At 52.1% G+C, this 24,555-nt stretch carries 18 protein-coding genes and 2 pseudogenes; 7 read left to right on the top strand and 13 right to left on the bottom strand.

Annotated features, from left to right (window positions below; translation table 11 throughout):
* Positions 1–162 precede the first annotated feature (162 nt).
* Complete coding sequence (locus I8746_RS09235) at positions 163–1,695, bottom strand: aldehyde dehydrogenase family protein (RefSeq protein WP_221100492.1); 1,533 nt, start codon at positions 1,693–1,695, stop codon at positions 163–165.
* Between the two features lie 318 nt (positions 1,696–2,013).
* Here I8746_RS09235 and I8746_RS09230 point away from each other — a divergent pair, with 318 nt between their 5' ends.
* From I8746_RS09230 to I8746_RS09220, 3 genes are all read left to right on the top strand, one after another.
* Positions 2,014–3,279, top strand: coding sequence for an aspartate aminotransferase family protein (locus I8746_RS09230; protein WP_221100491.1), 1,266 nt, complete (start codon positions 2,014–2,016; stop codon positions 3,277–3,279).
* A 123-nt stretch (positions 3,280–3,402) separates the two neighbouring features.
* Positions 3,403–4,524 (top strand): LLM class flavin-dependent oxidoreductase, encoded by a 1,122-nt coding sequence (locus I8746_RS09225; RefSeq protein ID WP_119688848.1) that lies wholly within the window; start codon positions 3,403–3,405, stop codon positions 4,522–4,524.
* A gap of 168 nt (positions 4,525–4,692) precedes the next feature.
* Positions 4,693–5,577: a fumarylacetoacetate hydrolase family protein gene (locus I8746_RS09220; RefSeq protein WP_221100490.1), complete on the top strand. Its 885-nt coding sequence runs from the start codon at positions 4,693–4,695 to the stop codon at positions 5,575–5,577.
* A gap of 153 nt (positions 5,578–5,730) precedes the next feature.
* Here I8746_RS09220 and I8746_RS09215 read toward each other — a convergent pair whose 3' ends face one another.
* The gene (locus I8746_RS09215) at positions 5,731–6,633 is read right to left on the bottom strand and encodes a phytanoyl-CoA dioxygenase family protein (RefSeq protein ID WP_221100489.1); all 903 of its coding nucleotides are present in this window, start codon (positions 6,631–6,633) and stop codon (positions 5,731–5,733) included.
* A gap of 248 nt (positions 6,634–6,881) precedes the next feature.
* Here I8746_RS09215 and I8746_RS09210 point away from each other — a divergent pair, with 248 nt between their 5' ends.
* Both I8746_RS09210 and I8746_RS09205 read left to right on the top strand, forming a co-directional pair.
* Positions 6,882–7,577, top strand: coding sequence for a helix-turn-helix transcriptional regulator (locus I8746_RS09210; RefSeq protein ID WP_221100488.1), 696 nt, complete (start codon positions 6,882–6,884; stop codon positions 7,575–7,577).
* 189 nt (positions 7,578–7,766) lie between these two features.
* Positions 7,767–9,215: an APC family permease gene (locus I8746_RS09205; RefSeq protein WP_221100487.1), complete on the top strand. Its 1,449-nt coding sequence runs from the start codon at positions 7,767–7,769 to the stop codon at positions 9,213–9,215.
* Positions 9,216–9,442: 227 nt separating this feature from the next.
* Here the strand turns inward: I8746_RS09205 and I8746_RS09200 are convergent, their stop codons facing one another.
* The 5 genes and pseudogenes from I8746_RS09200 to I8746_RS09185 all read right to left on the bottom strand — a co-directional run bounded on the left by I8746_RS09200 (position 9,443) and on the right by I8746_RS09185 (position 15,126).
* On the bottom strand, positions 9,443–11,263 hold the full coding sequence (locus I8746_RS09200; RefSeq protein ID WP_221100486.1) for a sigma-54-dependent Fis family transcriptional regulator: 1,821 nt from the start codon (positions 11,261–11,263) through the stop codon (positions 9,443–9,445).
* 250 nt (positions 11,264–11,513) lie between these two features.
* Complete coding sequence (locus I8746_RS09195) at positions 11,514–12,263, bottom strand: glucose 1-dehydrogenase (RefSeq protein ID WP_221100485.1); 750 nt, start codon at positions 12,261–12,263, stop codon at positions 11,514–11,516.
* A gap of 216 nt (positions 12,264–12,479) precedes the next feature.
* Positions 12,480–13,025: pseudogene (locus tag I8746_RS27520) on the bottom strand (methyl-accepting chemotaxis protein); the annotation flags it as partial.
* 312 nt (positions 13,026–13,337) lie between these two features.
* A pseudogene (locus I8746_RS27515) lies at positions 13,338–14,375 on the bottom strand (HAMP domain-containing protein); the annotation flags it as partial.
* 286 nt (positions 14,376–14,661) lie between these two features.
* Complete coding sequence (locus I8746_RS09185) at positions 14,662–15,126, bottom strand: 6,7-dimethyl-8-ribityllumazine synthase (RefSeq protein WP_221100484.1); 465 nt, start codon at positions 15,124–15,126, stop codon at positions 14,662–14,664.
* 522 nt (positions 15,127–15,648) lie between these two features.
* Here I8746_RS09185 and I8746_RS09180 point away from each other — a divergent pair.
* Positions 15,649–16,170: a flavin reductase family protein gene (locus tag I8746_RS09180; protein ID WP_221100483.1), complete on the top strand. Its 522-nt coding sequence runs from the start codon at positions 15,649–15,651 to the stop codon at positions 16,168–16,170.
* A 176-nt stretch (positions 16,171–16,346) separates the two neighbouring features.
* Positions 16,347–16,811, top strand: coding sequence for a 6,7-dimethyl-8-ribityllumazine synthase (locus I8746_RS09175; protein WP_221100482.1), 465 nt, complete (start codon positions 16,347–16,349; stop codon positions 16,809–16,811).
* Between the two features lie 65 nt (positions 16,812–16,876).
* On the opposite strand, the gene I8746_RS09170 is transcribed toward I8746_RS09175, so the two are convergent.
* From I8746_RS09170 to I8746_RS09145, 6 genes are all read right to left on the bottom strand, one after another.
* The gene (locus tag I8746_RS09170; protein WP_221100481.1) at positions 16,877–17,521 is read right to left on the bottom strand and encodes a TetR/AcrR family transcriptional regulator; all 645 of its coding nucleotides are present in this window, start codon (positions 17,519–17,521) and stop codon (positions 16,877–16,879) included.
* A 126-nt stretch (positions 17,522–17,647) separates the two neighbouring features.
* Complete coding sequence (locus I8746_RS09165; RefSeq protein WP_221100480.1) at positions 17,648–19,114, bottom strand: APC family permease; 1,467 nt, start codon at positions 19,112–19,114, stop codon at positions 17,648–17,650.
* 270 nt (positions 19,115–19,384) lie between these two features.
* Positions 19,385–20,566, bottom strand: a complete 1,182-nt coding sequence (locus I8746_RS09160) for a cytochrome P450 (protein WP_221100479.1) — start codon at positions 20,564–20,566, stop codon at positions 19,385–19,387.
* Between the two features lie 18 nt (positions 20,567–20,584).
* A complete protein-coding gene (locus I8746_RS09155) occupies positions 20,585–21,025 on the bottom strand; it encodes a flavodoxin family protein (RefSeq protein ID WP_221100478.1) in 441 nt (146 codons plus the stop codon).
* 27 nt (positions 21,026–21,052) lie between these two features.
* Entirely contained in the window at positions 21,053–22,348 is a 1,296-nt protein-coding gene (locus I8746_RS09150) for an FAD-dependent oxidoreductase (RefSeq protein WP_259674104.1), read from the bottom strand.
* A gap of 627 nt (positions 22,349–22,975) precedes the next feature.
* Positions 22,976–24,490 carry a PucR family transcriptional regulator gene (locus tag I8746_RS09145; protein WP_221100476.1) on the bottom strand — a complete coding sequence of 505 codons (1,515 nt, stop codon included), beginning with the start codon at positions 24,488–24,490 and terminating at the stop codon, positions 22,976–22,978.
* Positions 24,491–24,555: the final 65 nt, after the last annotated feature.

Raw genomic sequence — 24,555 nt, 5'->3', positions numbered from 1 at the left:
GGAGGCCTATCTCGCACGCAGGCCTATGACTTATTTTTTTTCATCCTGAAGGCCTCACGAGAGCGGCATTCTCGCCAGCCTTGAAACTCTCTCGATCGCAACAAAGAGAGAGTGAGCTAGTTTCAGCCCGGGTGGAAGCCCTCCTTTCACCCGGGGTTATGGTTACTCGCCGAGCAGCGACTCCAGCGCCGCTACGGTTTTACGGCTTTGCTGACGAGCAAACTGCTGGACATACCACTTGCCGAGGGCCTGCCTGCCAGTGGAACCACTCGCTTTCCAGCCACCGAAGGCTTGTGGGCCCGGCCACCAGCCGGTGGTCGCGTGACCAGGAACGTTCACGTTCACACAACCAGCTTCGATCTCACGCAAGAAGGTGCGTGCTTCTTCGATGTCGCCGGTGTAGATACCAGCAGTCAGGCCCATCGAAGTTGCGTTCGCAGCAGCCAATGCGGACGCAAAGTCTGGAACCACGCTGATCGATACCAGCGGCAGGAAGTACTCGGTGACAGCGAGCTCATGATCGACTGGAACGCCCGATATCACCGTAGCGTCAACGAAATAACCATCGAGATTCAGAACGTCACCGCCGTCAATGCGGAAACCACCCTTCTTCGCCTGCGCCACGACGTTCTCGAAACGCTGCACGGCCCGGCGCTCAACAACGGGGCCACCGAAGCTACCCTCTACGACAGGGTCAGCAATCTTCAGCTTCGCGCGACGTTCTGCTACCAACTCAACCAGTCGGTCGTAGGCTTTCGGAGTAACGATTACGCGAGACAAAGCACTGCACTTTTGACCTACCAGATCGAACGCTGAGAACACGATACCGTCAGCCGCCATTTCAAGGTCTGCAGTGTCAGTCACGATGACCGGGTTCTTACCCCCCATCTCAGCAATGACAGGACGCGGGTAAGCACCGTTGCTGAACTGACGAATGATTTCCTGACCAACCGACACCGAACCAGTGAAGGACATGCCATCAACGTTGCTCGCTACCAACGCGCGACCAGGCTCATCTGCACCATGGATGATGTTTACCAGCCCGACAGGAAGATCCATCGCTGCGCACATTTCGTAGACAGCATGGCAAGACCAAGGGCCATGGTGACTGGATTTGATCACCATGCCATTGCCGGCAATGATCGCAGCAATCGTTGGGCCTGCAGCTTGCACGATGGGATAGTTGAACGGCGTGATGAAACCGAACACACCATAGGGGCGAAGCATCGATGCGTTAACCAGACCGGATGGATCTTCCTCGCGCTCATCCTCGAAAGCGCCTGGCTGGCTCGCGTACTGAACGTAGTACTTGAGCATTTCCAGGACTTCCAAGGGCTCTGCACGTGCACCGGACTGCGTCTTGCCGATTTCAACTGCTACTCGGACAGTCCAGTCGTCAACCTTGCTTTTAACGTAGTCGTAGGCCTTGGCTACACGAGCAAGACGTTCGTGCAAAGGCACTTTGACCCATTCGCGCTGAGCTTCACGGCTCTTTTGAACAGCGAGATTTACAAGATCGGCTGGAGCATCGTGGCAACCAGACACGATGATCGAAGGCTGGGCTGGATCTTCCCGCTGAATGAGATCGCCATGGTAGTACTCTTTACCAGCAATCACGTGCGGCACGATCACCGGCCGTCGTTGACGTTGAGCCAATACGGCTTCAGCAAAATCTTTATGGTTAGCAGTAGACATCATATTCCTCGTACCAGTCAGGTGACACTCGGTCGAGTGCTCGCTTCGTGGACTAGGCTAACCTCGGACACTTATTGCAACTGTGCCAACCTGATACACGCCCTCAAGTCCTTGTTATTGCTTAGGCATTTCAGCTCAACCCTCTCTAGCACGCAGAAAAAGAAGCGCCCTTCCTCGCTCCCGGCATCTTACTAGAAAGCGATTCCACGCCCTCTCCTCTCTTGTCCCAAGTCGGCACAGTTTGCCCTCCAATCCCAGGGATAGGCTAAGCCCACGATGTCGACCCAACAGGTCATTCTTCCCGGAGACAGGCGCAACATGGCGATCGAAAACGAAAGCGACCAAGCTCGCAAAGTGAATGAGGATCCAAACATCCGTCGGGGGGCGAAGGGCCTTCCTCTCCTTCCTGGTGGCTTTGGCCGATCCACCTACTACACTGGCGCTCCCACGCCTTACGCCGTGCGCGGCGAAGGCTACAAGGTATGGGATGATCGGGGTCGTGAGTTGATCGACGCCAACAATAACTTCACCACCTTGATCCACGGTAATGCACACCCGCAGCTGGTTGAAGCGGCCACCCGTGCGATCAAATCCGGTAGTTGCTGGGGCATTCCGAACACCCACGAATGGGATCACGCGGAGCTGCTGCTCGCCCGCCTGCCTGGCCTTGATCAAGTACGCTACAGCAACTCTGGTACCGAAGCAGTCATGACCGCTGTGCGTGTTGCTCGTGGCGCCACTGGGCGTGACGGTGTGATCATGATGAAGAATGGGTACCACGGGTCTTCCGACCTGGCACTCAGCACCGGTGGCCCACAGTACCGTCGCGGTATTCCTGAAGGCGTCACCAAAGATGTAACCCTCATCGGTTTGAACGATCTGGCGGCCCTTGAGGAAGCTTTATCCTCGAGACCTAACTACTACGCAGCCATCATCATTGATGTGCTGCCGAACCGCGCAGGGCTGATCGCTGCTGAGCAGCAGTTCGTCCATGGTGCTCGCGACCTTGCGACGCGTTACGGCATCGCTCTGATCATCGACGAAGTCATCAGCTTCCGCTTGGGTTACAACGGGGCATGCGCCGAATACGGCGTGGTTCCCGACCTGCTAACTACCGGCAAGTTGATTGGTGGTGGCTTCCCGGTTGGCGCTTTCGCTGGTCGCGAAGAACTGATGCGCCACCTTGATCCTCTCGGGCCGAACCCATTGCCACAAGCAGGCACCTTCTCGGGTAATCCCGTCAGTATGGCTGCAGGTGCGGAATCTCTGCGCCTCCTCACTCCACAAGTCATCAGCACGATGAACAACTTGGGCAACAACGCTCGCTTGTCGATCGCTGAGCGCGTTGCATCAGTGGGTTGGGAAGTTCGAGGAAAAGGTTCGCTTCTGCGTCCATTCCCAAAAGCAGCCGGCGCATACACCACAGAGATGCAGCACAAACTTTGGTGGGCCGCTTATGAGCGAGGCGTATTGCTCTCCCCTGCCAATTTGGTTGCCCTTTCGTCACCAATGACGAAACAGGTTGTAGCGGATATGGCCGAACGACTGACAGATGCAATTATCGCCGTCGCCAGCGTCGATTAATAACATTCGCAAATCTCGCCTTTCACTGGGCCGAATACGGCGAGTTGCAATTTCACTGCATCGCCAAGTTGCATTGCAACCCGCCGCTTTTAAAACACAAATACAACTTTGTTGGAGGTTCTCATGGATATCGGTATGTTTTTGGTGCCATTCCGTCTGCCACAGACCAGCCTGAAAGATGGCTATGACTGGGATATGCAAGTTATCCGCTGGGCTGATGAATTTGGTCTTTCGGAAGTTTGGGTCGCAGAACACAGCACCATGCGTTGGGAGCCTGTGTGCAGCCCTGAGCTCTATCTGGCCGCCGCGCTCGCCCAAACCAAGCAGATCAAGCTGTGCACCGGCGCTAACGTCCCAGCCCACCATAACCCGGTCGCTCTTGCTCACCGCCTGATGCAGCTCGATCACATGTGCCAAGGCCGTCTGATCGTCGGCCTGGGTGCCGGCGCCTATCCGTCCGACCATAAAATTCACGGGAACTCCAATCCGCCTGAAAAGATGGCTGAAGCCGTGGACATTATGCGTAAGATTTGGGAAACCAAGGGGCCCTTCAAGTACGAAGGGAAATACTGGCAGTTCGAAATTCCTGAGTACGACCCAGTACAACAGGGCCCGTTCTTCGAACCGTTCCAACAGCCTGGCCCACCTCTGGCCATGGCGGGCCTTAGCCCTGCCTCCCGTACCCTCACTGAAGCCGGTCGCAACGGCTACCTGCCAATGAGCTTCAACGTGGGTCGTGAATACCTGGCCGGCCACTGGTACCGCTACATGCAGGGTGCCGAAGCCGCAGGCCATCAGGCCGACCGCAACCAATGGCGCGTAGCGCACAACATTCTGGTTGCCGACACCGATGAAGAAGCAATTGACCTTGCCGTCAATGGCGCCATGGGCCAAACCTACCGCGAGTGGCTGCTGCCTGGCTACGAGCGAGGCGGCTTCCTGCCAGTAATGGTGCCTGAGCTGGGCAAAGTCACCGCAGCTGATATCGACATCGAATACCTGGCTCGTGAGAAATGGCTGGTCGGTTCTCCTGACACCGTTATCAAGAAGCTGCAGCGCGATCTCGATGCCTCGGGCGGCTTCGGCACGCTGATCCACTTCGCGTTTGACTACCTTGATCAACGTGAACAGTACCGCCGTCACTTCGAACTGCTGGGTACTGAAGTGATCCCGCGCATCAAAGGTCTTAAGCATAAAACCGAGACCCTGGCCGAGCTCAAGCGCCCTGCCGACGTTAAAGACTAAACACTGAGGCTAACCGGATGATTGGATCGATCATCCGGAAAGGCTTGATCCGTGGCTAAGCGATATCGCGGGCGCTGCGTAGGAATCGACACCAATAGAGACCAGCGCTCTCGAGACCGTGGACGTGTGATTTAGGCCACCACAGCAATCTATTCGATAGGCAGAAAAATGAAACTCGTCAGCTACGAAAATCAAGGCAATCTGCAACCTGGCCTCCTCATCAACGATCAGGTATTTGATACCGCAAAACTGCTTTCCGCCATTGGCGAGAAAGATGTGACCGATCTGACCAACCGCAAGCTTCTGGAAAGCTGGCAGGGCAGACTTTCGAATCTGGAAGACTCCCTCGTCAGCGCTGCCAAAGCTCGTCCTGATACCTCGGTTGGCACCCTTGCGCAGGTGCGCCTGGGGCCACCTCTGCATGATTCCCACAAAGTGCTGTGTGTCGGCCTCAACTACCGTGACCACGTAGCAGAAACTGGTCGTAAGCTGCCAACCGCACCCGACATCTTCTGTAAGTTCAACACCTCGCTCATTGGCCCTGCAGACGACATTGCCTGCTCGAAGCTGACCCCTAACCTGGACTTCGAAGGAGAACTTGCCATCGTCATCGGCAAGTCATGCCGCAACGTGTCGGCTGAGGATGCTCTGAACTACGTCGCTGGCCTGACCGTGTTCAACGACACCTCCGCTCGTGACCTGCAACTGCGAGGTACTCAGTGGACGCCAGGTAAAGCCATCGATAGCTCAACCCCATGCGGCCCGGCTTTGGTAACTCTGAACGAAATCAGCAATCCGCAGAATCTGGACATTCAGACTCGCGTCAATGGCAACGTGATGCAGTCGTCGAACACCAGCTATCAGATCTTCACCATTGCTGACGTTGTCGCCTTCATCTCTAGCTTTTTGGAGCTTTCTCCTGGCGACATCATCGCTACCGGCACCCCAGAAGGTATCGGCAGCAAGCGTACTCCACCGGTTTGGCTGCAGCCTGGCGATGTAGTCGAGATTGAGATCAGTGAAGTTGGCAAACTGCGCAACGTAGTTCGATAACTCGCTTACGCTCAATGAGAGCCCAAGCTTAAGCTTGGGCTTTTTGCTATGAAGCCAAAAAAACTGGCAGCCGTTAATGGCAAAAATTTGGAGGCATATGCCCCCAAATTTACTGAACTCCCGCTGGCGTTGCTCACCGGTACAGCTATCTCCTCATTTTTTTACGTAGTTATAGACGCTGCGCGCGATATTAGAAAATTGAGAACTTTTCTCTAACAACTCCATAAAGAACGTCTGATCAAATGGTTCCTCAGGATAGAGTGCTACCCGTGGATCCTCGTATTCACGTACGTACCCTACACTGGCCCCACCCATTTCATATCCGATCAAACGCTGCAAGTCTGCAGGAAACGTCTTTGCCACTTCCAGCGGAATGGAGAGATATTGATTTTCCTCCTGCCGCACCCAGCCCACGCAATAATCAATATTGAGTGCACGACGACTGGCTTGCGACTTGTTCTCACCACCACCATGAATCGTTTTTCCCGTATACACCAAAACAGATCCTTTTTTCATTTCTGCTGCAAGGGAGTCGGCCTGGGTGAAACTGAGAGGAAGCAGATTATGTTTGTGACTACCAGGAATAACACGAGTGGCGCCGTTTTCCTCCGTGAAGTCATCCAAAGCCCAAATGGTGCTGACTTCAATATGGAAATTCACTGGAAAGTGGTCGTACCAATCCCAGGCTCCTTCGTCTCTATGAAGGAATTGGGCTTTTTGGCCAGGGTCAATGCAAATCACCTGCGTTAGATTCAACTGCACTGCTGAAGCGTTCCGCCCCAGGAATTGCCTTGTCGCACCGAGCACGGTTGGATGCATCACCATGGCGTGAGACGCCCACGCTCGGGCAGGTACAGCCCCACAACGGCGTGTGAGTGTGCCAACCGCATTGTTCTCGCCTTCCGGGGTACGCTCCAGATAGGGCTGAATTTGGTCATTTACAGCATCAATGACCTCATCACTGACTGCATTATCAATGATGCAGTATCCATCTGAGTCAAGGCAAGCAATGACCTCTTCGATGGAACAGTTGCTTGGGAGATGAATCAAGGACATATACCCTCCAGAAAGAACAAAAGCACTGACTTTCATAATGAAAGCTCTCAGTCACGCTAACGAATTATGAATGCGGGCACATCAATCTTAAGGATGATGCTGAACAAACGTTTCGAGGTAAGTGGCATGCATTGTGCTAAGGGCTTGGGGAGCGCTCAATTGCTAATACAGCAGCTTGAGCTGCACCATAAAATGGCGAGAATGGCAACCACGCTATATTTTTGTGCACCGGAACACGAGGCGCAACTATGCCCACCACAGAACTAAGTAGTAAATGTCATGACTATGCAAGGAACACTACCCTTTTCCTGAAGAACACGACGGGATGTTCGGCAGTGGTGTTCACTTGGTATCAAGAAAACTCAAGCCAGCCACCACATTTTCAGCTGGGTGCAGATGAGCGCATGATTGCCGAGTATTACGATATCTACTACGATGCCGACCCGCTCCGCGCAGACCGTCTTATTCAGAGCGAGACCTATTACGAGACGCTATCAAATGCGCGAAAGATGCATGATCATAACTTACTGGAGAGATACCATCCCTTCCTTCGAAAATACCAAATCCAAGAGGAACTCGACTTATTATTTTGCGCGGGCGGAACCCCTGTTGCGTCAGCCGCGCTACTTATGCAAGATGGAAAAACAGAAAGCCTACAAAAGGGTGACCTGCAAGAAGTTCACAGATACTTGCAGTATGCCTTCTCAATATTGCCAGCGGTCAGGCTAATTGAGCTTGACGCCGAGCTAGAGAGCCGTTACAAACTTACCCCAAAAGAACGTGCAGTCGCTGAACTCTTAGTCGCGGGCGAGTCGAACAAGTCCATTGCAGCACAACTGGGTATGGAGCTACCAACGGCCAAAACCCACGTATTGCACATTTTCGACAAACTACAAGTCGAAAGCAGGGCAAAAATGATATCCCTTCTGACGGGCGTGTGCTAGGCGTCCTCCCATGTGCCCTAGCAGGAACCTACTCCCAACCACCTCTAATCCCTTTGGTTGATGTGCATCGATGGTAGATCGGTGATAGTCGTGAAACGGCATGGTGAGGCGCTAAAAAACCATTATAAGTAAGCAACCCTCCTCACATGCGGAAACTGCCGCCCGACGTCTATTACCTACGGTGATGCAATGAAAAATTTAGACGAGGCAGTAAAGCCTTCGCGCACCTCCAGCAGTGGTTGTTCTAACTTTGCTCTAGGCACCCAGGCTCTGAAGGGAAAAATGAGCGGATGGGAGCTTCTTTGCTCAGTACTTGCATTTGCAGCTCCTGTCACCTCAGTAAGTAGCTTAATACCTTTCGTGATTCAAGGCGGGGGGATTGGAGCCCCACTATTGATCCTAGCAGCCACCATTTTGATGCTAGCCTTCAGCATCGGCTTCGTTACCATGTCAAAACATGTAACGAAACCCGGGGCATTTTATGCCTATGTCGCCGAAGCGTGCGGCATTAAAATTGGACGAGGAGCAGCATTCGTTGCCGTCTTCTCTTATTTTACGCTTGGCTTTTGCACCATCGCGTTAGTCGGCCCTGTTTTCTCGAACTTCCTATCTGATGTTTTCAGGTTCAGTAATGTACCGTGGTACGTAGGGAGCTTTATTGCTTTTGGCATTACCGGCACGCTAGCCTACCTGCGTATCGACCTCTCTGCCAAAGTACTGACCATCGTCATGTTCGCAGAGATAGGTATCGTACTACTATTTAATTTGGTAGTGCCTGTATCGACTGACAGCCAGCACATATCCTCCGAGCCGCTATCACCCACGCATTTTTTTGACGGCAACTTCACCATAGCATTCCTTTACAGCATCATAATATTCATCGGCTTCGAATCCACGGCCGTTTATCGGGACGAAGTAAAAAACCCCGAAATAACTATACCTATCGTTACTTACTGCGCTGTGCTCTTCATCGGGATTTTCTACGCCTTCAGCGCCTGGATTACAATCACAGCTTACGGCATCGATGATGTCATGACCGCAGCCGAAAAGGACGCTGCCAGTCTATTCCTTAATGCCATGCCTAATTACTTGGGAAAAACCAGCGTCGACATCACTCGCGGAATACTGATAATTTCCGCCATCGCTTGCCTGCTTTCGGCGCACAATGCCCTCGCACGGTACATACATTCGCTCAGTCGCAACGGTGCGATTCCTCCGATATTTTCGAAAGTCCATCCAAAACATAAGTCGCCATACATTGCCAGCTTTACGTGCACCCTTGGCTGGGCCGTGGCCACTCTAGCTTTCCTCAATTCAGATCCCAACTTACTCTATGCCAGAGTTGGCGGCGTGGGTACTTATGCAATGCTTATATTAATGTCACTGACCGCCATTGCAGTATTGTATTTCTTCATTCGACGAAAACAGTTTGGCTTTAAAGTCACGATTTGCCCTCTGGTCGCCGTAACTGGGATCGTCAGCTTTACCGTGCTTACCACAATAAATTTCCACTACCTCACGGGTGGTGAACCCGGCTCAGGAATATGGCTACAGCTGATTATCGTCGCTATGTTTGGCTATGGTTACCTGTCAGCATCGCTGAAGCCACAACCAGGCCTGATGATGACTTCTGACTAACCGACGAACTCATGTTGCACGTTTAGCTGAGAACGAACGCCTCGACCGCCCATGACATGCGTTTGAGGCGTTACTACTCAGCGTGCCTGCTCTATCCAACAAGCAACCACATCCCATCCACATTCCAGGGAATAGACGCTGCGATTGATCTTCTGTTCAATTCTACTGAATCAGCCCAATAAAAAGGCCACCCTACTGGGCGGCCCTATAGGTGCATGAGGCTAAATTCAGCATTTTACGTTGATATCAAAGCCTCGACTGGTATAGGAGTCAATCTTCCTATAGAGAGTCGATCGACCAATCCTAAGGATCTCAGCGGCTCTCAGGCGGTTGCCCCCGGCTTCAACCAAGGCTTCACGGATCTGATCCAGCTCAGCCTTCTGCAGTCGGCTCAGTCGGCTTCTCGCCAAGGCGCGACGATGCAACTCGGTCAAGTCTTCGACTTTGACCTCACCGCCAGAAGCTTTGAGAGCCGCAGACTCCACCACCTCTTTCAATTGACGGACATTTCCAGGCCACTCAGCACCAACCAGGAGCTCCATCAGACGCGCGCCGGCGCGCCGCTTCTGTGGCAGCAGGCCTAGGAAGTGCTCGACAAGAAGAGGGATGTCCTCGCGACGAGTCCTCAACGGAGGCATTTGAATCTCAATGCCCTGCATGCTTGAGATCAATGGCAGAAGCTCATCGGTGACCTTCTTCGCAGTCATGACAAGTCGAGGCTGAGCCTTGGAAGAGATCAGCTCTGCAAGCTGATCCCGGAAGATTGCGGGCAGGCTTTCCACCTCATGCAGAATCAGCGCTAGGCCCTGATTCAGCTCTTCATCAACCCTTTGAAGATCCAACGGATTGTCTATGCTTACTGCACCACATTCGTAGGTCGAAATATTGTTGGACAATTGGCCTGCCAGCGCCTCAGCCAGCAACCTCTTCCCGGTACCAGCCTCACCCACAATGTATGCAGGAATTTCGCGGTTAGCAGCGGTTGCGGCACATTCGACAGAACGCTTGAAGGTGGAACTGCTCCCAACGATATGCTCGAAATGTTCCTTGCTAATGGTAGCCCGAGGTACCACCACGCGTGTGCGAGACTCAACCTTGCGCAACCGAATGACCGATCCGGCTTCACTGTCGCCGGTAGTTACAGGACGCACCTGGAGATGAAGGGTTCTGTCTGGGCCGCAGCAGATTTCGCGCTCCATTGGTCGGTCTGAAGCCTGTACTTCCTGCGCGTAACCTGCCAGAACTGCGTAGTCGCTCTGATCGAGCAACTGCATGGCACCACGACTTGCAATGGTCGTACGACCATCCATTGCCACTACCGCTTCAGAACCGCGCTTGCGCACTTCACGTAGATACTCCGCGAGCAAGGACTGCTCTTTGGCAGCCATACGAGCAGCGAGTGCGCTTGTAATTTCAGAGGCAGCGCCTTGTAGAATCAGCATGATCGAGCGAGGATCCATGCCGACGACTAGGCGCTCTGGGAAAGCAAGGCTCAGCACACCTCTGATTGAACGTCGCAACGGGTCTCGGATTGGCACCGAGGTGCAATACATGTCCTGCAGTGCATCGTTGAAATGCTCAGCCCCCCAGACCTGTACAGCACCACCTTCCTCGATCGCAGTGCCTTCAGAATTGGTGCCGACCTGGTCTTCCGACATACAGCCCCCCAAGATTGGGAAGCATTTTTCTGCACGCCGAACCATCTGGGGATCGCCACGGAAATCTGCGATTGTTCCTATTGAGTCGGAAAGTGTAACGATGCCCTGAGAGTCTATGCACAGACGCTCAAGCTCAGTAAGGATGGGGCTAGCGGAACGTAAAATTTGCTCGTCGATCTGAGGCTTGGCAATGAGCTCCATCGCTTTTTGTGCCGGACTCACCTGGCAGAGAACACTGCGTTGCCATGAGCGGGCAATCACGGGTCTCAATGCGGACAGATCGGTATTGCGAGGGTCATCGAGAAACTGTTCTCGGAGTGAGATGATGGCAGATTTGCTTAGTGAACCTGCAGCAATTTCATGCTGTCTAGTTGTATTCGTTTGGTTCATGTCGATCCTCCACCCGGACAGGGTAGTAAGGCATAGCGGGCACATCGCACGCATGATCTGGCGCTGACAGCGAGCAACGCTACGCAGCAGAGCAACAGTGACGGAATATCCGTTCTGCGACTTTACGTCAATTAGCAGAGCGTGCAGTCCGTCCGATGACCCTCCACGCAAGGAGGCTCATCGAGATTTGAAGCGTCAACCTTTAGCCGAGGCGAGCCCTGAAGGGCCCGCGCAACAAGCTGTTTGCAAATTACTGAGCAGTGTAACCACCATCGATGTAGAGCTCAGTGCCAGTGACATAGCTGGACTCGTCACAGGCCAGGAACAGTACGCCGTAGCTGACTTCTTCAGAGCGAGCAGCACGCTTCATAGGCGTAGCGGCCACAAACGCTTTGACCGACTCTTCGCCTTCTTCTTCAGCCATAGGCGTGAGTACTTGGCCAGGGCAGACGGCGTTCACACGGATGTTGTCCACGACATACTCCATGGCTGCGGCCTTCGTCATCATGCGCACCGCCCCCTTGGAAGCCTGGTAAGAGAACGCGCCCGGGCCCGCGACGGCAGCATTGATAGAGCTGATGTTCACAATCGAGCCTCCGCCTGCACGGCGCATCGCGGGGATGGTGTGTTTAATGCCAAGGAAGACACCCTGCTGGTTGATGGAAATCAGCTTGTTCCAGGCACTCAAATCCTCTTGGTCAGCGGGCTTCATGGTGCCGACAATGCCTGCGTTGTTGACCAGAATATCGACTCGTCCCCAGCGACGCTCAGCTTCCGCAACTGCAGTGACCCAATCGGCTTCAGAGGTGACATCCATATGTACGTAGTGGACATCATGGCCAGCATCACGCAGCTGTTGAGCTACCGCCGTACCAGCGGCATCAAGAACGTCAGTCATGAGGACTTTTGCACCTTCCGCTGCGAACAGACGGGTATGGGCTTCACCCTGACCACGTGCTGCACCAGTGATGATGGTGACTTTACCCAATACTCGATTCATTGCTTAACCTCTTCATTTTTGTTGGCTGGTGCCGTTTGAACCTACGGGGCCACATTAGCGTTGTGCAGCTCGCTTTACTGTGCCATTTAGGCACAGCACTGACCTGGTGCGAAATCACACCGACACGCACCAAAACAATACCGTTCAACCCAATCCAAAACGGCAAAAATATCACTTTACTCATAAATTTCGGTAGGTTACGAATCGCCTTCGATGTCAAACCCTAAAGTGATCCATGAGCCGCATCTGCTCCACAGTGAGTGCGTTCAACTGTCCTGTCATTTGAGCCGATTGAGTAGCTTGGTTGGTCAGCGATTCGGTTACCGTCCTGATATTGGCTACGTTGCGGTTCACCTCCTCCGCCACGGCGCCCTGCTCCTCCGCTGCGCTTGCGATCTGCAAATTCATGCTCGTAATGACCGAAACCGCCTGCCCAATACGATCCAACGCCTTGAGTGCATCCTGAATGCTACGCGCATTGTCCTGCGCCTTACCCTGACTGTTGTGCATCAACGTAACGACGCTACGCGTGTGGCTTTGGATCTGCTCTACAACGTGGCGGATCTCCTCGACGGAATCTTGAGTCCTGCGCGCCAGAGCCCTGACTTCATCTGCAACAACAGCAAATCCTCGGCCACTTTCTCCTGCTCTGGCAGCTTCGATGGCAGCATTCAATGCCAGAAGATTGGTTTGCTCTGCGATACCCCGTATAACATCGAGAACCGATCCGATCTGCTCGCTGCTGACGGCAAGCTCCTCAACCTGGATTACAGCTCGACTGACCTCCTCGCATAGGTTGGCGATCTCTTCAGTACTCTGCTGAATGATAGTCATACCGTCCTGTGCAGCCTCATCAGCACCTTGGGCAGCCGTAGCGGCACTTGAAGCGTTGCTTGCGACATCCTGGGCTGTCGCACTCATTTCATTCGAAGCAGTGGCAACCTGGTCGATCTCTCGAAACTGGATTTGCATTCCCTCACTGGTGTCGCGAGCAATTGTCGATGATCGATCAGCCATCTCCCGTGTCTCGATAATGCTCTGCTTGATTCGAGCAACAGTAGGTTGAAGCCTGTCCAAGAATCGGTTGAACCATCCCGCCAGCTCACCTAGTTCATCATGCTTCGAATAGCCCAACCTACGCGTCAGATCCCCATCCCCTGTAGCGATATCTTTGAGCATCTCCGCCACTGCATTGATCGGGCGAATCACGCCTGACGCAGTCAGCCATATCATCACCAAGCCAACGAGCGCAGCGGCAAATCCAACCAGAAGTGTGTCCCTCACACCTTTTGACTGGGCGTCGTCTAACTGACGCTGCATCGCCAAGGAGTCTTCCAGAAGCGCATGGCGGGGCACACCCAAAATGACATACCAAGGCTCTGTAGCGTCGGTCAGACGGACTGGGAAGATGGCTTGCACCTCGTCCCCGACCTCCTCAACACTTGGTGAGCTATGCGAAGTGCTGCTGTGCGCTTTTCCTGTCTGCTCTAACCCAATGGCAGAAGGGTTCACACTGTCCGCTGCCACAACCCCGTCATTGGAAGTGATGACGATATAGCTTCGGCCTTTGAAAAGCTCAGAAGCGCTTTTTTGAACGCCAGCCTGCAGTGCGGCCAAGGACAGATCCACCCCCACCACCGCAACGACAGCACCATTGACCACGACCGGCATAGATATGGATGTCAACAACGCGGTCTCGCCATTAACGGTGTCTTTGAACGGAGGTTGGAGACATATGGATCGGGTTGTCTTGGGGCACAGATACCAATTGTTGTACGGAACACCACTGGCATTTAAGTCACCTCGCCCGAAGTCGGCCTCAGGAATTACCGAATTGACCGAGGCTCCTCCGTACCGACTCCACTGAGAAGTGAAGCGCCCTTTATCGTTTCCACTGTGTTTCTGATCATTCCTAAAGGACGCATCTTGTCCATCCAGGCTATTGGGCTCAAAAACAATCCAGAGCCCCTGTAAACCTAAGGATGCATTACGCTCATACAGCTTTTTCAAGGTTTGGTTGAGAAGCTCACGTTGTGCAGCTGCGTCACCCCCGTGCTGTCCCCATCCCTCTCGTTGGGCCGTCACCTGATCCGCGATAGAAGTGAGCAACATCAAGCTCTGCCCAAAGTGGCCATCCAGAGACACAGCCTGCTCGCTGGCCTCAGACAGGAGCAAACTCTTTGCACTCGCGATCATCATCTGCTCGCTTGACTGCGCAATCAGTAAGTTATTTCTCCCTGACATGTGGATATTCATGGACACCACTGCACCGACGATACCCAACAGGCAGAGACCGGCAAGGGCAACAATTTTTACGCGAATAGAAATAGTTTTAATGGACATATCAGACCTAGTGACAGCAAGCGAAATGAACGATTCAATCACAGTCGCGCCATAATCAAATAGGCCAGAGCCTTGCAAGAACGTCTTTCAGTGCAAAAACGGAAGACTTCAACTTCGAAATTTCAAGAGCCGTACTTGCTGCCTCCAAACCTCTTAAAAAGAACGCCTCAGCATCAAGGGGACGATGATTACTGCCAGAGCGATTCGTCGACTCAAAGATCAACGGAACTATTAACACTTCGGTATCTACACTTACTCTCGCTAGACCCTCAAAAATACTTTTCACAAGGTGATCCTGGTGCCAAGCCACCTGGTCATTAACCAGAGCACAAGTAACAATGGCTTCATAGCTACCTGTTTTTGCAAGCATCATTGCGACATGAGGAATAGTAAATACATCCGAGATAACAAAGGCATCGACATGGTCTCTCGGAATCATTTCACAAAAGCCCTCATAGGACTCTTGTGTCAATTCCTTATTAGCTCCAGCCCTTAAAAAGGCATATCCGCGATTTCTCACGAGACCAGCTCCTATTTATTTTTATGTGGGAATTCAAGTAGCCGGAAGCCCCAAGTGATTCGCTATTCGGCAATCCTGCTCGCTACTCGCATTCCGTAACCAAAGGTCTACGACAGGGGCCAGTCTTGCTCACGCGTACAGCGCCGAACTGTCCCAGCTTGGGTCACTTTTTCGCGCGGTAGACACTCGGGGGAGCTACTGAGGGCGTCGCACCTACTAACGGGGCGTTCCCACTCTCCTCCACACGCTCAAACCCGCTGATCACTGGCCTTTCGATGGGTTGGCTCAACTTGGGACAGTTCGCATGCACGCTAGTGAGAGAACCTGAGATCAGAGACAAGCCGCTCTCAAGCGCAGCTATCTCAGAATGACGAATGCTTCGGCGGGACATTGCTCCCTCCACCGAGCCGGTTAACTGCCATAGGGCAGCAAGAAAACTCAAAGAAGAATGTGATTTCAGGCGGATTGATCGCGCTACGGCTGCGGAGCAAATCAAACCAGCCAAGTCTGCGGAGGTGAAAAATGTCTGTTGTAGAAAAAATTACCCAAGTGAGTGACGTGGTCGACAAGAATCTGTTCTTGCAAGCAATGTCGATCCTCCCCGGTGCCGTTTCCTTGGTAACCACGGGGCAAGGTGAGAAGCGAATGGGGCTCACCGTTTCGGCACTCTGCAGCCTGTCTGCAGAACCGCCTTCGCTCATCGTCTGCGTAAACAAGAACGCAAGCGCACATGACGAGCTGATCGCTCAAGGAGCTTTTGGTGTCAACGTGCTCAAGCCAAACCAGACTGAATTTGCCACGCTGTTCACCCAGCGCGGTGTAGACCGCTTCGCGAGTTCCGACTGGGTGGAGCGCGTCACCGGAGCTCCATTGCTGAGCAGCGCCCTTATCGCCTTTGATTGCAAACTGGAACGCGCCATTGACGGTTTCTCCCACACGATCCTGATCGGCACGATCGCCGACATCGTGATGACTCCGGAAGATCCGTCAGAGTGCCTCGTTTGGCATCAACGTCGTTACCGCACCTCCGCTGAAATCGCCTGATTGCTTTAAACCCTTAACACCCCCTCCTCCAATGCCAATCAAAACGAGTACGGGAGGAGGACTGGGCTAAACGCCGACGGAGCTTCATGAAAGGAGCCTCCACCAGCAACTGAATGTACAAGCCCTCGGCAGCCCTTATCCGAGGAGATAAACAAGAATTGATGAGGTAGACAAAAATGGCCGCCAATCGTTACGCATTCATCAAAGCTGGCTGGCACAGCGATATCGTTGATCGCGCATTGGAAGGTTTTTGCGAGGTGATCTCCGCCGAGCACGTAGATGTCGTGGATGTTCCAGGAGCTTTTGAACTTCCGCTCATGGCGCAGGAGCTCGCTCTGACTGGTCGATACGCCGCAATTGCGGCTGCAGCATTGGTTGTCGACGGCGGCATCTACCGCCATGACTTCGTAGCACAAGCTGTAGTGGACGGCTTGATGACAGTCGGGTTGGATACTAAGGTACCAGTGCTCTCCGTATCTCTGACTCCTCACCACTTCCAAGAGACCGATCACCACCGTGAGATCTTCAGCAACCACTTCGTTGAGAAAGGACGCGAGGCGGCTCGCGCTGCTGTGAAAATCACTTCAACACGAGCTAAAGTGCTCGGTAAACCACAGCGCAAATTGCAATCTGCCAGCTGAATGCCTTCTAGGCCTCATGGAAACACTCGTGCGGCCTAGAATTAATTATTTAACTTGTAAAACCACTAAATCTCGATGACACGTTGAGACAACCTCAAGCTGTATGCAATCGCCTGATTCAAATTTTCCTCGCTGCCATCCCAAGACCACCACGAATTGATGCAGTCAATGAGCTTTCGCAAAGCTCTAGCCTCTAACATTGTGCATGAGGCACCTAAATCTTGAGCGATTGAAAAATACATGTAGTCGCAAAAATCCTCCCAATCCTCGACTTCCTTTCGCAAGTCCTCTGGCAAAGTTTTCGCGATACGATCTGTTGCAATGAGAGCATCCCAAATATCGTTCTCAGGGCGTTGCAATTGCTGTCTAACGTGAAAGCTAATGAGAGTCGACCAGTAGCTATCAGGAGTCCGACACTCTGCGAGAGCAGTTTTGAGCGCGTGGGCAAAACTGTTGTAATGCCAACGCATCGCGGCAGCGACAATTTGCTCACGCCCATCAGGGAAATGAAAATACATAGTCGGGGGTTTCACGCCGGCCGCAGCGGCTAGGCTACGCATCGAAACATTGGCGATCCCCTCTCGAGTCGCTACAAGCAAAAACGACTCTAAAATCACCTGCTTGCCACGAGTCAAACCACTCCAATCAAAAGTATCTAAATACTGCTCAAGGCGCACCAACATTGCCGTAGCGTTTTCGGATCCAGGCATACTCTCGCGCCCCCATCTAGAGCTCAAAATACGACTCATCTAGCATATCACCCAGGCGCAGTTCAACACTAATTTTTTCTTGCATAAAATGGGTGGGCAATACCCACCCAACGCCGAGTGATGAGATCAGCTATGACTTCTACCAAGCTTCTCAAAAACATGTGGCTTAGCCACCCGATAGTAGCAGGCTAACCCCATACCCACTATTTGCACGACAGCAAGACTGTATAACATCCAGGTTCTCTGCCCTGGCTCCCCGCCCACAAGTAATTCGAAATTCTTGGCAACCAGCACTACAAGGGCAATGAAGAATACGGAAGAAACAGCTGGAGCTAATAGCGATTTAGTCCAACTCGCCCCATCAAACCTCCCCTTAGTAAAATACCAAACCAAGGCGGAGAAGTTGACAAAGGTCAGCAGAAATATGACGCCTGATGTACCTACACCTGAAAGCTGACCATAGAGTAGTTCAGGCTGAACCCCCAGCAAAATAAAAGGCATAAGCACAGCAAGAACTAAAATCGACACGGTAATAGATGCTTTGTAAGGAGATGCGTGTCTCGGATGTACCTGCCTAAGAAGCTCTGGCAGCGCTCCATCAGTTCCCAGATTGTAGAGATATCGGGAAAGCACGTTGTGAATCGAAAGAATACATGCAAATGCAGAGACCAGAATAAGACCTGATACCAAAATTCGATAACGACCGCCTACAAATTTCTCGAAAGCAGATGAAAACATAGCTGCCGGATTAGCAGACGCAACATCTTGAACACTCGAACCATAGGACATGATTAAGGCATAAGCGCAGACAGTATAAATCAGACCTATAAAGACAATGGCGCCGTAAGTGGCCATTGGAATGGTTCGATCTGGCAGCCTAACCTCATCCCGAAACAACGCCGTGGCTTCAAAGCCCATGAAGAACGACACAACGAATAGCATTGCAAATGGTAAATTTACATTCGGCTTCGATAGTTCGCCAGGGGTGAACGGAACACCAGCCCCCAAAGAGAATCCTCCCCCACCGTCAAAAACACCAAACACAAAAACCAGACAAACTACTATTTCAGCAACCATTACCCAAGTCAGGACTTTTGCTGAAAGCTCAACATTCAAATAACCAAGAACACATACCGCCAGCCAGCAGCCCAATGAGTACCAGTACCAAGGTAAAGCGTGCCCAGATATTTCCTTATGGAAATCAGCACATGAAACTCCAAAATAGGCCGCTACGCCAGTCAAAATAACGAAGTAGGACACTGCCGCCATCAAGCCCGACCCTAAGCCAGCCTCCTTCCCGAGCCCATAACTTATAAAAGAGTAAAAATCACCCGGACGTTTGACAGCAGCATTTAATGTCACATAGCCAACCCCAAAAATCAGGATCATTACCGTGACAAGTATAAAGGCTAGCGGGCTAGAAACTCCACCGAAGGACAAAGCCACTGGAATATAACCAGAGACCGTAGTAAGAGGTGCTGAGAATGCGAGCACAGTAAGTGCCAGACTAAATGCCCCCATTTGACCAGTTAGCTTTGCATGCCCCGAGGACGAAGCGTGCCCCAAGACCTTGGCCTCCGCAGTAATCGTCATACTTATTCTCCTATTGAGAATTTTGGTTAATCTAATTCGGCAGAGATTATCACTAGGAACTATTGTTTATTCGCGCAGCTTTGGGTGGATTTCATTCGCCAAGATCAGAAATGCCCGCTGTCAATATTCTGCGATGAGTTCCCTTCCCTGACGAAAAATGCTTGATAAATTATTCATGTCACCCTCTACCATCCAATCAAACACCACGGATCGCTAGCCAGAGCGACCTCAATGCGCAAGGAAAAGCCAACATCGCAGTTAAGTTTTTAGCTATTTCTTAAAAATTAAGGGAAGTGTTAGATAGTTTCGAATCCGATCATCATGCAGCGTGACCGGGTCTTCAGCTAATTCAAAACTGGTGAAACTTTCGGCAATGACATTCAGAGAGGCTTCAATCTCTGCTCTACTGATAACCTGCCCTGCGCACGCATGGACGCCGATACCGAACGACACATGCTGACTGGCCTCTTGAGGACGCTTGTGATCGAATTGGTTGGGCCGTTTGAACACCGCCTCATCACGATTGACTGCGGCAGTCATAAATCGGATGCAAGAGCCAGCAGGAATCTTTACTCCCCGAATTTCCACTTCTTCGGTAGGGTAACGCGTGAATGACTGCTCTGGCGGGTTTAATCTAATGAACTCGTTAATCATCGCCTGCCGAGATTCTGGTTCATTCCGATAGAGGGCGAACAAATGCGGCTCTCTTGCAAAGTGCTCCAGAATCGATGCTAGGACATATGCCGGATTTGGTGCGCCCGAGAAATAGAATAACACTAGGGTTTGAATTACCTCTTCCGGAGTCATATCTCCTGAGGCTTCGAGAGCCAACATCGCATCCAACAAACCATCCCCTGGACTCTTTCTCTTCTCTTCAATCATGCCTTTGCATTTAGAGAACAACCAATCAAAACCTTCACGCGCTCGATCTTTATCCGCTTGGGTGGCAGCCGGAGTCTGCATCCCTACAATCTTTAAGGAGTTGAGAGTTGCGATCTCGATATCATCTTCAGCAACCCCCAAAACTCGGCACATCGTGATATGGGTCGGCACAACACAGATATGGTGGTGTGCTTCGATGTATCCGTCAGCCTCAATAAAACTAAGGGCCTCTCGAGTCACATCAGTAGTATGTTTAACCCATTCCCTCACCAGCTTGGGTGTAAACCACTTATTTGTATGCCTACGCAGGGCGGTATGTTTAGGCGGATCGTAAAAAAGCACAGTATCCAAGAACACATGCCAATAATGAGATTTAACCCAATCGGGCTCTACCATGCTCATGGCAGGATGTTTCACATACTCGATGTAATCTTCGTATCGCGAGACAATATAAGTGTGCTCATTTTCTTTGTAAATTGGATATTCGCGCTGCAATCGTGCGTACCAAGGGTAAGGGTTCCGGCGAAAATCAGGATTTGCCCAAGGCAACACTTCATGAGTAATGTTCATGTTTCTTTCCAACCACTGTCAGTTAAAGACTTTGTCGACCCAGGCTTGCGCTACGGATGTGACCGATTTTCCACTCGCCGCGTCATGCCGCCCCGTCTCACCTACTTGACTGGCTCCCAGGTCGATTAGCTTTGCAGCCACGATATCAATCGCATTATTAAACTTGGAGTAGGTGCTATCACCCAAACCAAACGCATAGATCGCAACATCGCTCAAATCAGGCTGTACCTCTACTAGATCCGCATAAAAAGGTGCTGTCGTTTCAGGAAGCTCTCCTTCACCGTAGGTGGAGGTCACAACTACCAATTTTTCCACTGTGAGCAGATCATCCGGTGAAATGTCCTCCATGGATTTAACAACGGCTAACGCACCACGCGAATTAAGAGACGACGCAATATCATCTGCCGCCAATTCGGCATTGCCACTTTCAGTACCGAAAGCAATTAAAATATTTGACATATTTTTACCTCTCAGAATCAAACTTAATCAGCCATTTAACTCTTCTGACGCAGCGATGACTTTAATGTCATCCCCACCCTGGGAAATTTTTAGCATTGCTCTAATCTCGGTGACTTTCTCGCGACACCTTTTTGGCTTAGCATAGGCCCGTTCATGCCGATCTATGCGTAGCCATCCTTGATGATTAACCACACCAATAGGCAATTCATGAACGATAGAAATCAACCCAAGTTTTCTAGCTTGCACAATGCCAGCCTCATAATCAGAAACAATCTGATCTGATACGGCTTTAGCATCTTTGCGGTTTTCAGCGACGGTACCTTTAGGGCCTCGTCTAAGCCAACCCACACGATAAACTCCGTCGCCTGCTAGTTCTTCAGATGGGACAGTATCCAGACGTGAACTCTCATTATTAAAACCAATGGCTGTCACCACTGTGTCAAACATAATTTCGGCTCGAAGTCCGGTCAGTCGATCGACAAGCGAGATTTTTGCTAAACCACTTTCCTCATCGATTTCCACAGGAGCCGCATTGAATATGAAGTTTATAGACAAACGAGAAGAGCCTAGGCCTACTTCCTTCCCAGAAGCCAACTTAAGTAGCTGTGCTATCGCCCCATGATCTTCCTCACTAATCCCCTGAGCACGAATGGCAACCCCTGGCAAGCTGAGCAATTCGGCCATCATTGATTCATCACATTTAGCGCCGGAAGCACTTGACCTGCTGATGAGTGTTAAGCAGTTAACTTCTTCCGTACCCAGAGCATTCCTAATTTCATCGGCGATATCTGAACCCACGAGCTCGACATCCGATTTTGCGACCATCCGAAGAACATCAATTGCAACGTTCCCACTTCCAATAACTGCGACATTCCTTCCAAGCTTCCGAATGGTGCCGTCAACTAACTTAGGTAGGCTAGCTCTTGGATGCCCGTTTAGAGCCTTGAGCACGCTTCCCGCACCTACAACTGGCGCCTGGGGATGCACTGGAATATCCAAGGTTGCGTCGTTATTCAGGCCGGTTGCCAAGACGACGATATCGAATGACTCGGTCAGCTTCGCATAGGAAATGTCCCGCCCGATGCTCACATTTCCCCTGAACTCGACACCACCCTTCTCGAACATACGCTCAAACTGCTGAATGACCGCTTTAGATCCCTGGTGATCAGCAGCCACCCCATAGCGAATGAGTCCGTAAGGAACTGGTAGGGCCTCAAAAATAGTGACCTGTGCTCCTGCCCATTTTTTTTGAAGAAATTGGGCCACGTAGCAGCCTGAGGGCCCACTTCCTACGATGGCTACGGTTGGGAAACACGCTGTCATCTACCTTCTCCCCTTAAACCTCGAGCCTCATTAGGGCTCCGATTTCGTTGAACCTGACCTACTGAAACCGCACGAACATTCGTTCGGTTTTTTAGCTCAAGCAAGGGATATGCCAAGCTGCATTCACAGCACAGGAGTTAACATTTCGTAGGGAAGATGACGCTTATTGCCCTCATTCCGAGCATACGGGGTAGTCGATGTGAGCTTTCGGTGCATTACAGGCAATCACCCGCCCACGCGTAGACAAGCTGACCTGGTGACTACTGGATGAAGCTGTCGGCTCGGGGGGCAACACGTCACCTTCTATTGAGAAGATCCATGCAACGGGCCATTGCCCCCTCGCTGCTCATCTATCGACGGTGGAATGATGGTGACCAGAGGCCCTAGAGTGTGAGCACCCGCTGAACTTACGTAATTCAGGGCGGCATCCACTGGCGCCTAGCAACTGCTCGATCCAAATGGCTCGCTGTCTCGGAAATCGCGTCAGCACATCCTTAAATAGGCATGCGGATCGTGCCTATTCACGAGCCTCGATCGGATCAAACTCATATTTGCCGATTGTCGTTTGCCACTGAATCGCGATCAGAGAAACAACCAGTGCAAGCGTCCGAGTACCTACGCACGTATCTACCTCAGTGGCGATGTCGGCGAGGATCGGTTTTCAACCGATTTAGCGCCGACAGAGATTTCCATCGCACGCAAGGCGACCCATAACGCCACAACCCCTTCGGTGTCATCCAAAGATCGCCCGGTGATCTCTTCAACCCGCCGTATGCGGTAGATCAATGTCTGCTTGTGTACGTTCAGCATCTGCGATGACTTTTGCCATGAGCGATTTTGCTCTAGAAATACCCGCAACGTCTGGATGAGTTGGCTGCCGTTCTGCGCATCGTAATCCGCCAGACTGCCAATGACTCGGCGGTACATTCTATTGGCTTGCTCCAGATCACTCGGCAGCCAGAATGCTTCGTCCAGCGCATTGGCGTAATCGACTATTTTGCGAGTTGTCGTGGAGTGTGCAAGTGCAAGGCGAGCCTCCCGCAGAGCCTCAGGCACCCTAAGCCCTGCGCCCAAAACAGCACTGACGCCCAAGCAACATCCCAGCGCCGCTTGAAGCAATTCGCAGGTTGACGGGTCGGCCACCAAGAAAACCACCTCATCCGCGGCTTGTCTGGACACCATTTTCATATTTTGCCGGTTCAGCTCCAGCTGCCAATTATTCGGAGCGGCATCATCTAACCGAGCGAGTACTAGGTACGAAGAGCCAGGCGGACACCCCATTTGCTCCAAACGCTCCACCGCTGCTCGTTCGGTAAGCCTCACGTTCAGAAGATCATCTACCAGCTCAGAGCCCAGTCGTAGCATCCGCTCGTGCTCGCTCTGAACACGTTCCAGTTCGATTGCCAGAACTGAGGCAATGTGGTGCAGAATTCCGTAATCCAGTAACTGGCCGCCTGTTGCGAGGATCGCACACTCAGGCAGCGCTGGGAGCGCCATGACCAATGCTTCACTGCCACCGTCATGGCAGCGTGTCAGATCATAGGTGAGCCGTGCACGTGAACTGAGCACTTCGCGCCACCGCGCTGGCAAGGACTCCAGCCCCTCTTGCCAAGGGCACAAGCTGCGCGTATCGAACAGGTAGAGCTCAGCTGAAACGTCTGCAGAAAGCCTCACCAACAACCCATTCAAGCCAAGATGACGCAACCCGATCCTGGCGCTCTCGTAGAGCCGAACAACCGCACGGCGACGTTGATCTTCGGTTTGCTGCCTAGCATCGAGAATGGCTTTCGTAACGGCGGAAAAGGGCACGGAGTAATGGGTGATCAACACCGGAAAACCCAAAAGGGATGCCTGATCCCGCAGGCCTGAGATATCCTCCGGCGCCTGCATGTTCTCCCCGATCATCATGCCTGCTACTTTGGCGTCGGATAGTCGCGTCACGTATGCCCTTTGCTGTTCACCATCACGTGGTATACCAATGCCCGTTGTCATCAGCAAATCACCCTCACCCAACCATTCGCTTGGGTCTGCCAGCTCACACACATGGGCCCAGCGCAGGGTTCGCTGCGTACCCTCAATGCCAGTCAGCAACCGGGTGCGCAGCGATATGTTATCGATGATGTCCTGAATGCTGAAAGACATGGTCATGCTCTGCCAGGCTGAAGGTGCAGAAACGCCCACCGAGGTTGGTGACAAGTTGCCACCAA

The sequence above is a fragment of the Pseudomonas sp. USTB-Z genome (assembly GCF_019691255.1).
GTDB classification, from domain to species: Bacteria; Pseudomonadota; Gammaproteobacteria; order Pseudomonadales; family Pseudomonadaceae; genus Aquipseudomonas; species Aquipseudomonas alloputida.
Note: the sequence above shows the minus strand (reverse complement) of the source record. Positions and strands in the feature narration are given on the sequence as shown.

Bases quoted from the DNA above. Each gene is read 5' to 3' on its own strand.
- I8746_RS09235 (WP_221100492.1), bottom strand. From the start codon at position 1,695: ATGTCTACTGCTAACCATAAAGATTTTGCTGAAGCCGTATTGGCTCAA.
- I8746_RS09230 (WP_221100491.1), top strand. From the start codon at position 2,014: ATGGCGATCGAAAACGAAAGCGACCAAGCTCGCAAAGTGAATGAGGAT.
- I8746_RS09225 (WP_119688848.1), top strand. From the start codon at position 3,403: ATGGATATCGGTATGTTTTTGGTGCCATTCCGTCTGCCACAGACCAGC.
- I8746_RS09220 (WP_221100490.1), top strand. From the start codon at position 4,693: ATGAAACTCGTCAGCTACGAAAATCAAGGCAATCTGCAACCTGGCCTC.
- I8746_RS09215 (WP_221100489.1), bottom strand. From the start codon at position 6,633: ATGTCCTTGATTCATCTCCCAAGCAACTGTTCCATCGAAGAGGTCATT.
- I8746_RS09210 (WP_221100488.1), top strand. From the start codon at position 6,882: ATGCCCACCACAGAACTAAGTAGTAAATGTCATGACTATGCAAGGAAC.
- I8746_RS09205 (WP_221100487.1), top strand. From the start codon at position 7,767: ATGAAAAATTTAGACGAGGCAGTAAAGCCTTCGCGCACCTCCAGCAGT.
- I8746_RS09200 (WP_221100486.1), bottom strand. From the start codon at position 11,263: ATGAACCAAACGAATACAACTAGACAGCATGAAATTGCTGCAGGTTCA.
- I8746_RS09195 (WP_221100485.1), bottom strand. From the start codon at position 12,263: ATGAATCGAGTATTGGGTAAAGTCACCATCATCACTGGTGCAGCACGT.
- I8746_RS09180 (WP_221100483.1), top strand. From the start codon at position 15,649: ATGTCTGTTGTAGAAAAAATTACCCAAGTGAGTGACGTGGTCGACAAG.
- I8746_RS09175 (WP_221100482.1), top strand. From the start codon at position 16,347: ATGGCCGCCAATCGTTACGCATTCATCAAAGCTGGCTGGCACAGCGAT.
- I8746_RS09170 (WP_221100481.1), bottom strand. From the start codon at position 17,521: ATGCCTGGATCCGAAAACGCTACGGCAATGTTGGTGCGCCTTGAGCAG.
- I8746_RS09165 (WP_221100480.1), bottom strand. From the start codon at position 19,114: ATGACGATTACTGCGGAGGCCAAGGTCTTGGGGCACGCTTCGTCCTCG.
- I8746_RS09160 (WP_221100479.1), bottom strand. From the start codon at position 20,566: ATGAACATTACTCATGAAGTGTTGCCTTGGGCAAATCCTGATTTTCGC.
- I8746_RS09155 (WP_221100478.1), bottom strand. From the start codon at position 21,025: ATGTCAAATATTTTAATTGCTTTCGGTACTGAAAGTGGCAATGCCGAA.
- I8746_RS09150 (WP_259674104.1), bottom strand. From the start codon at position 22,348: ATGACAGCGTGTTTCCCAACCGTAGCCATCGTAGGAAGTGGGCCCTCA.
- I8746_RS09145 (WP_221100476.1), bottom strand. From the start codon at position 24,490: ATGTCTTTCAGCATTCAGGACATCATCGATAACATATCGCTGCGCACC.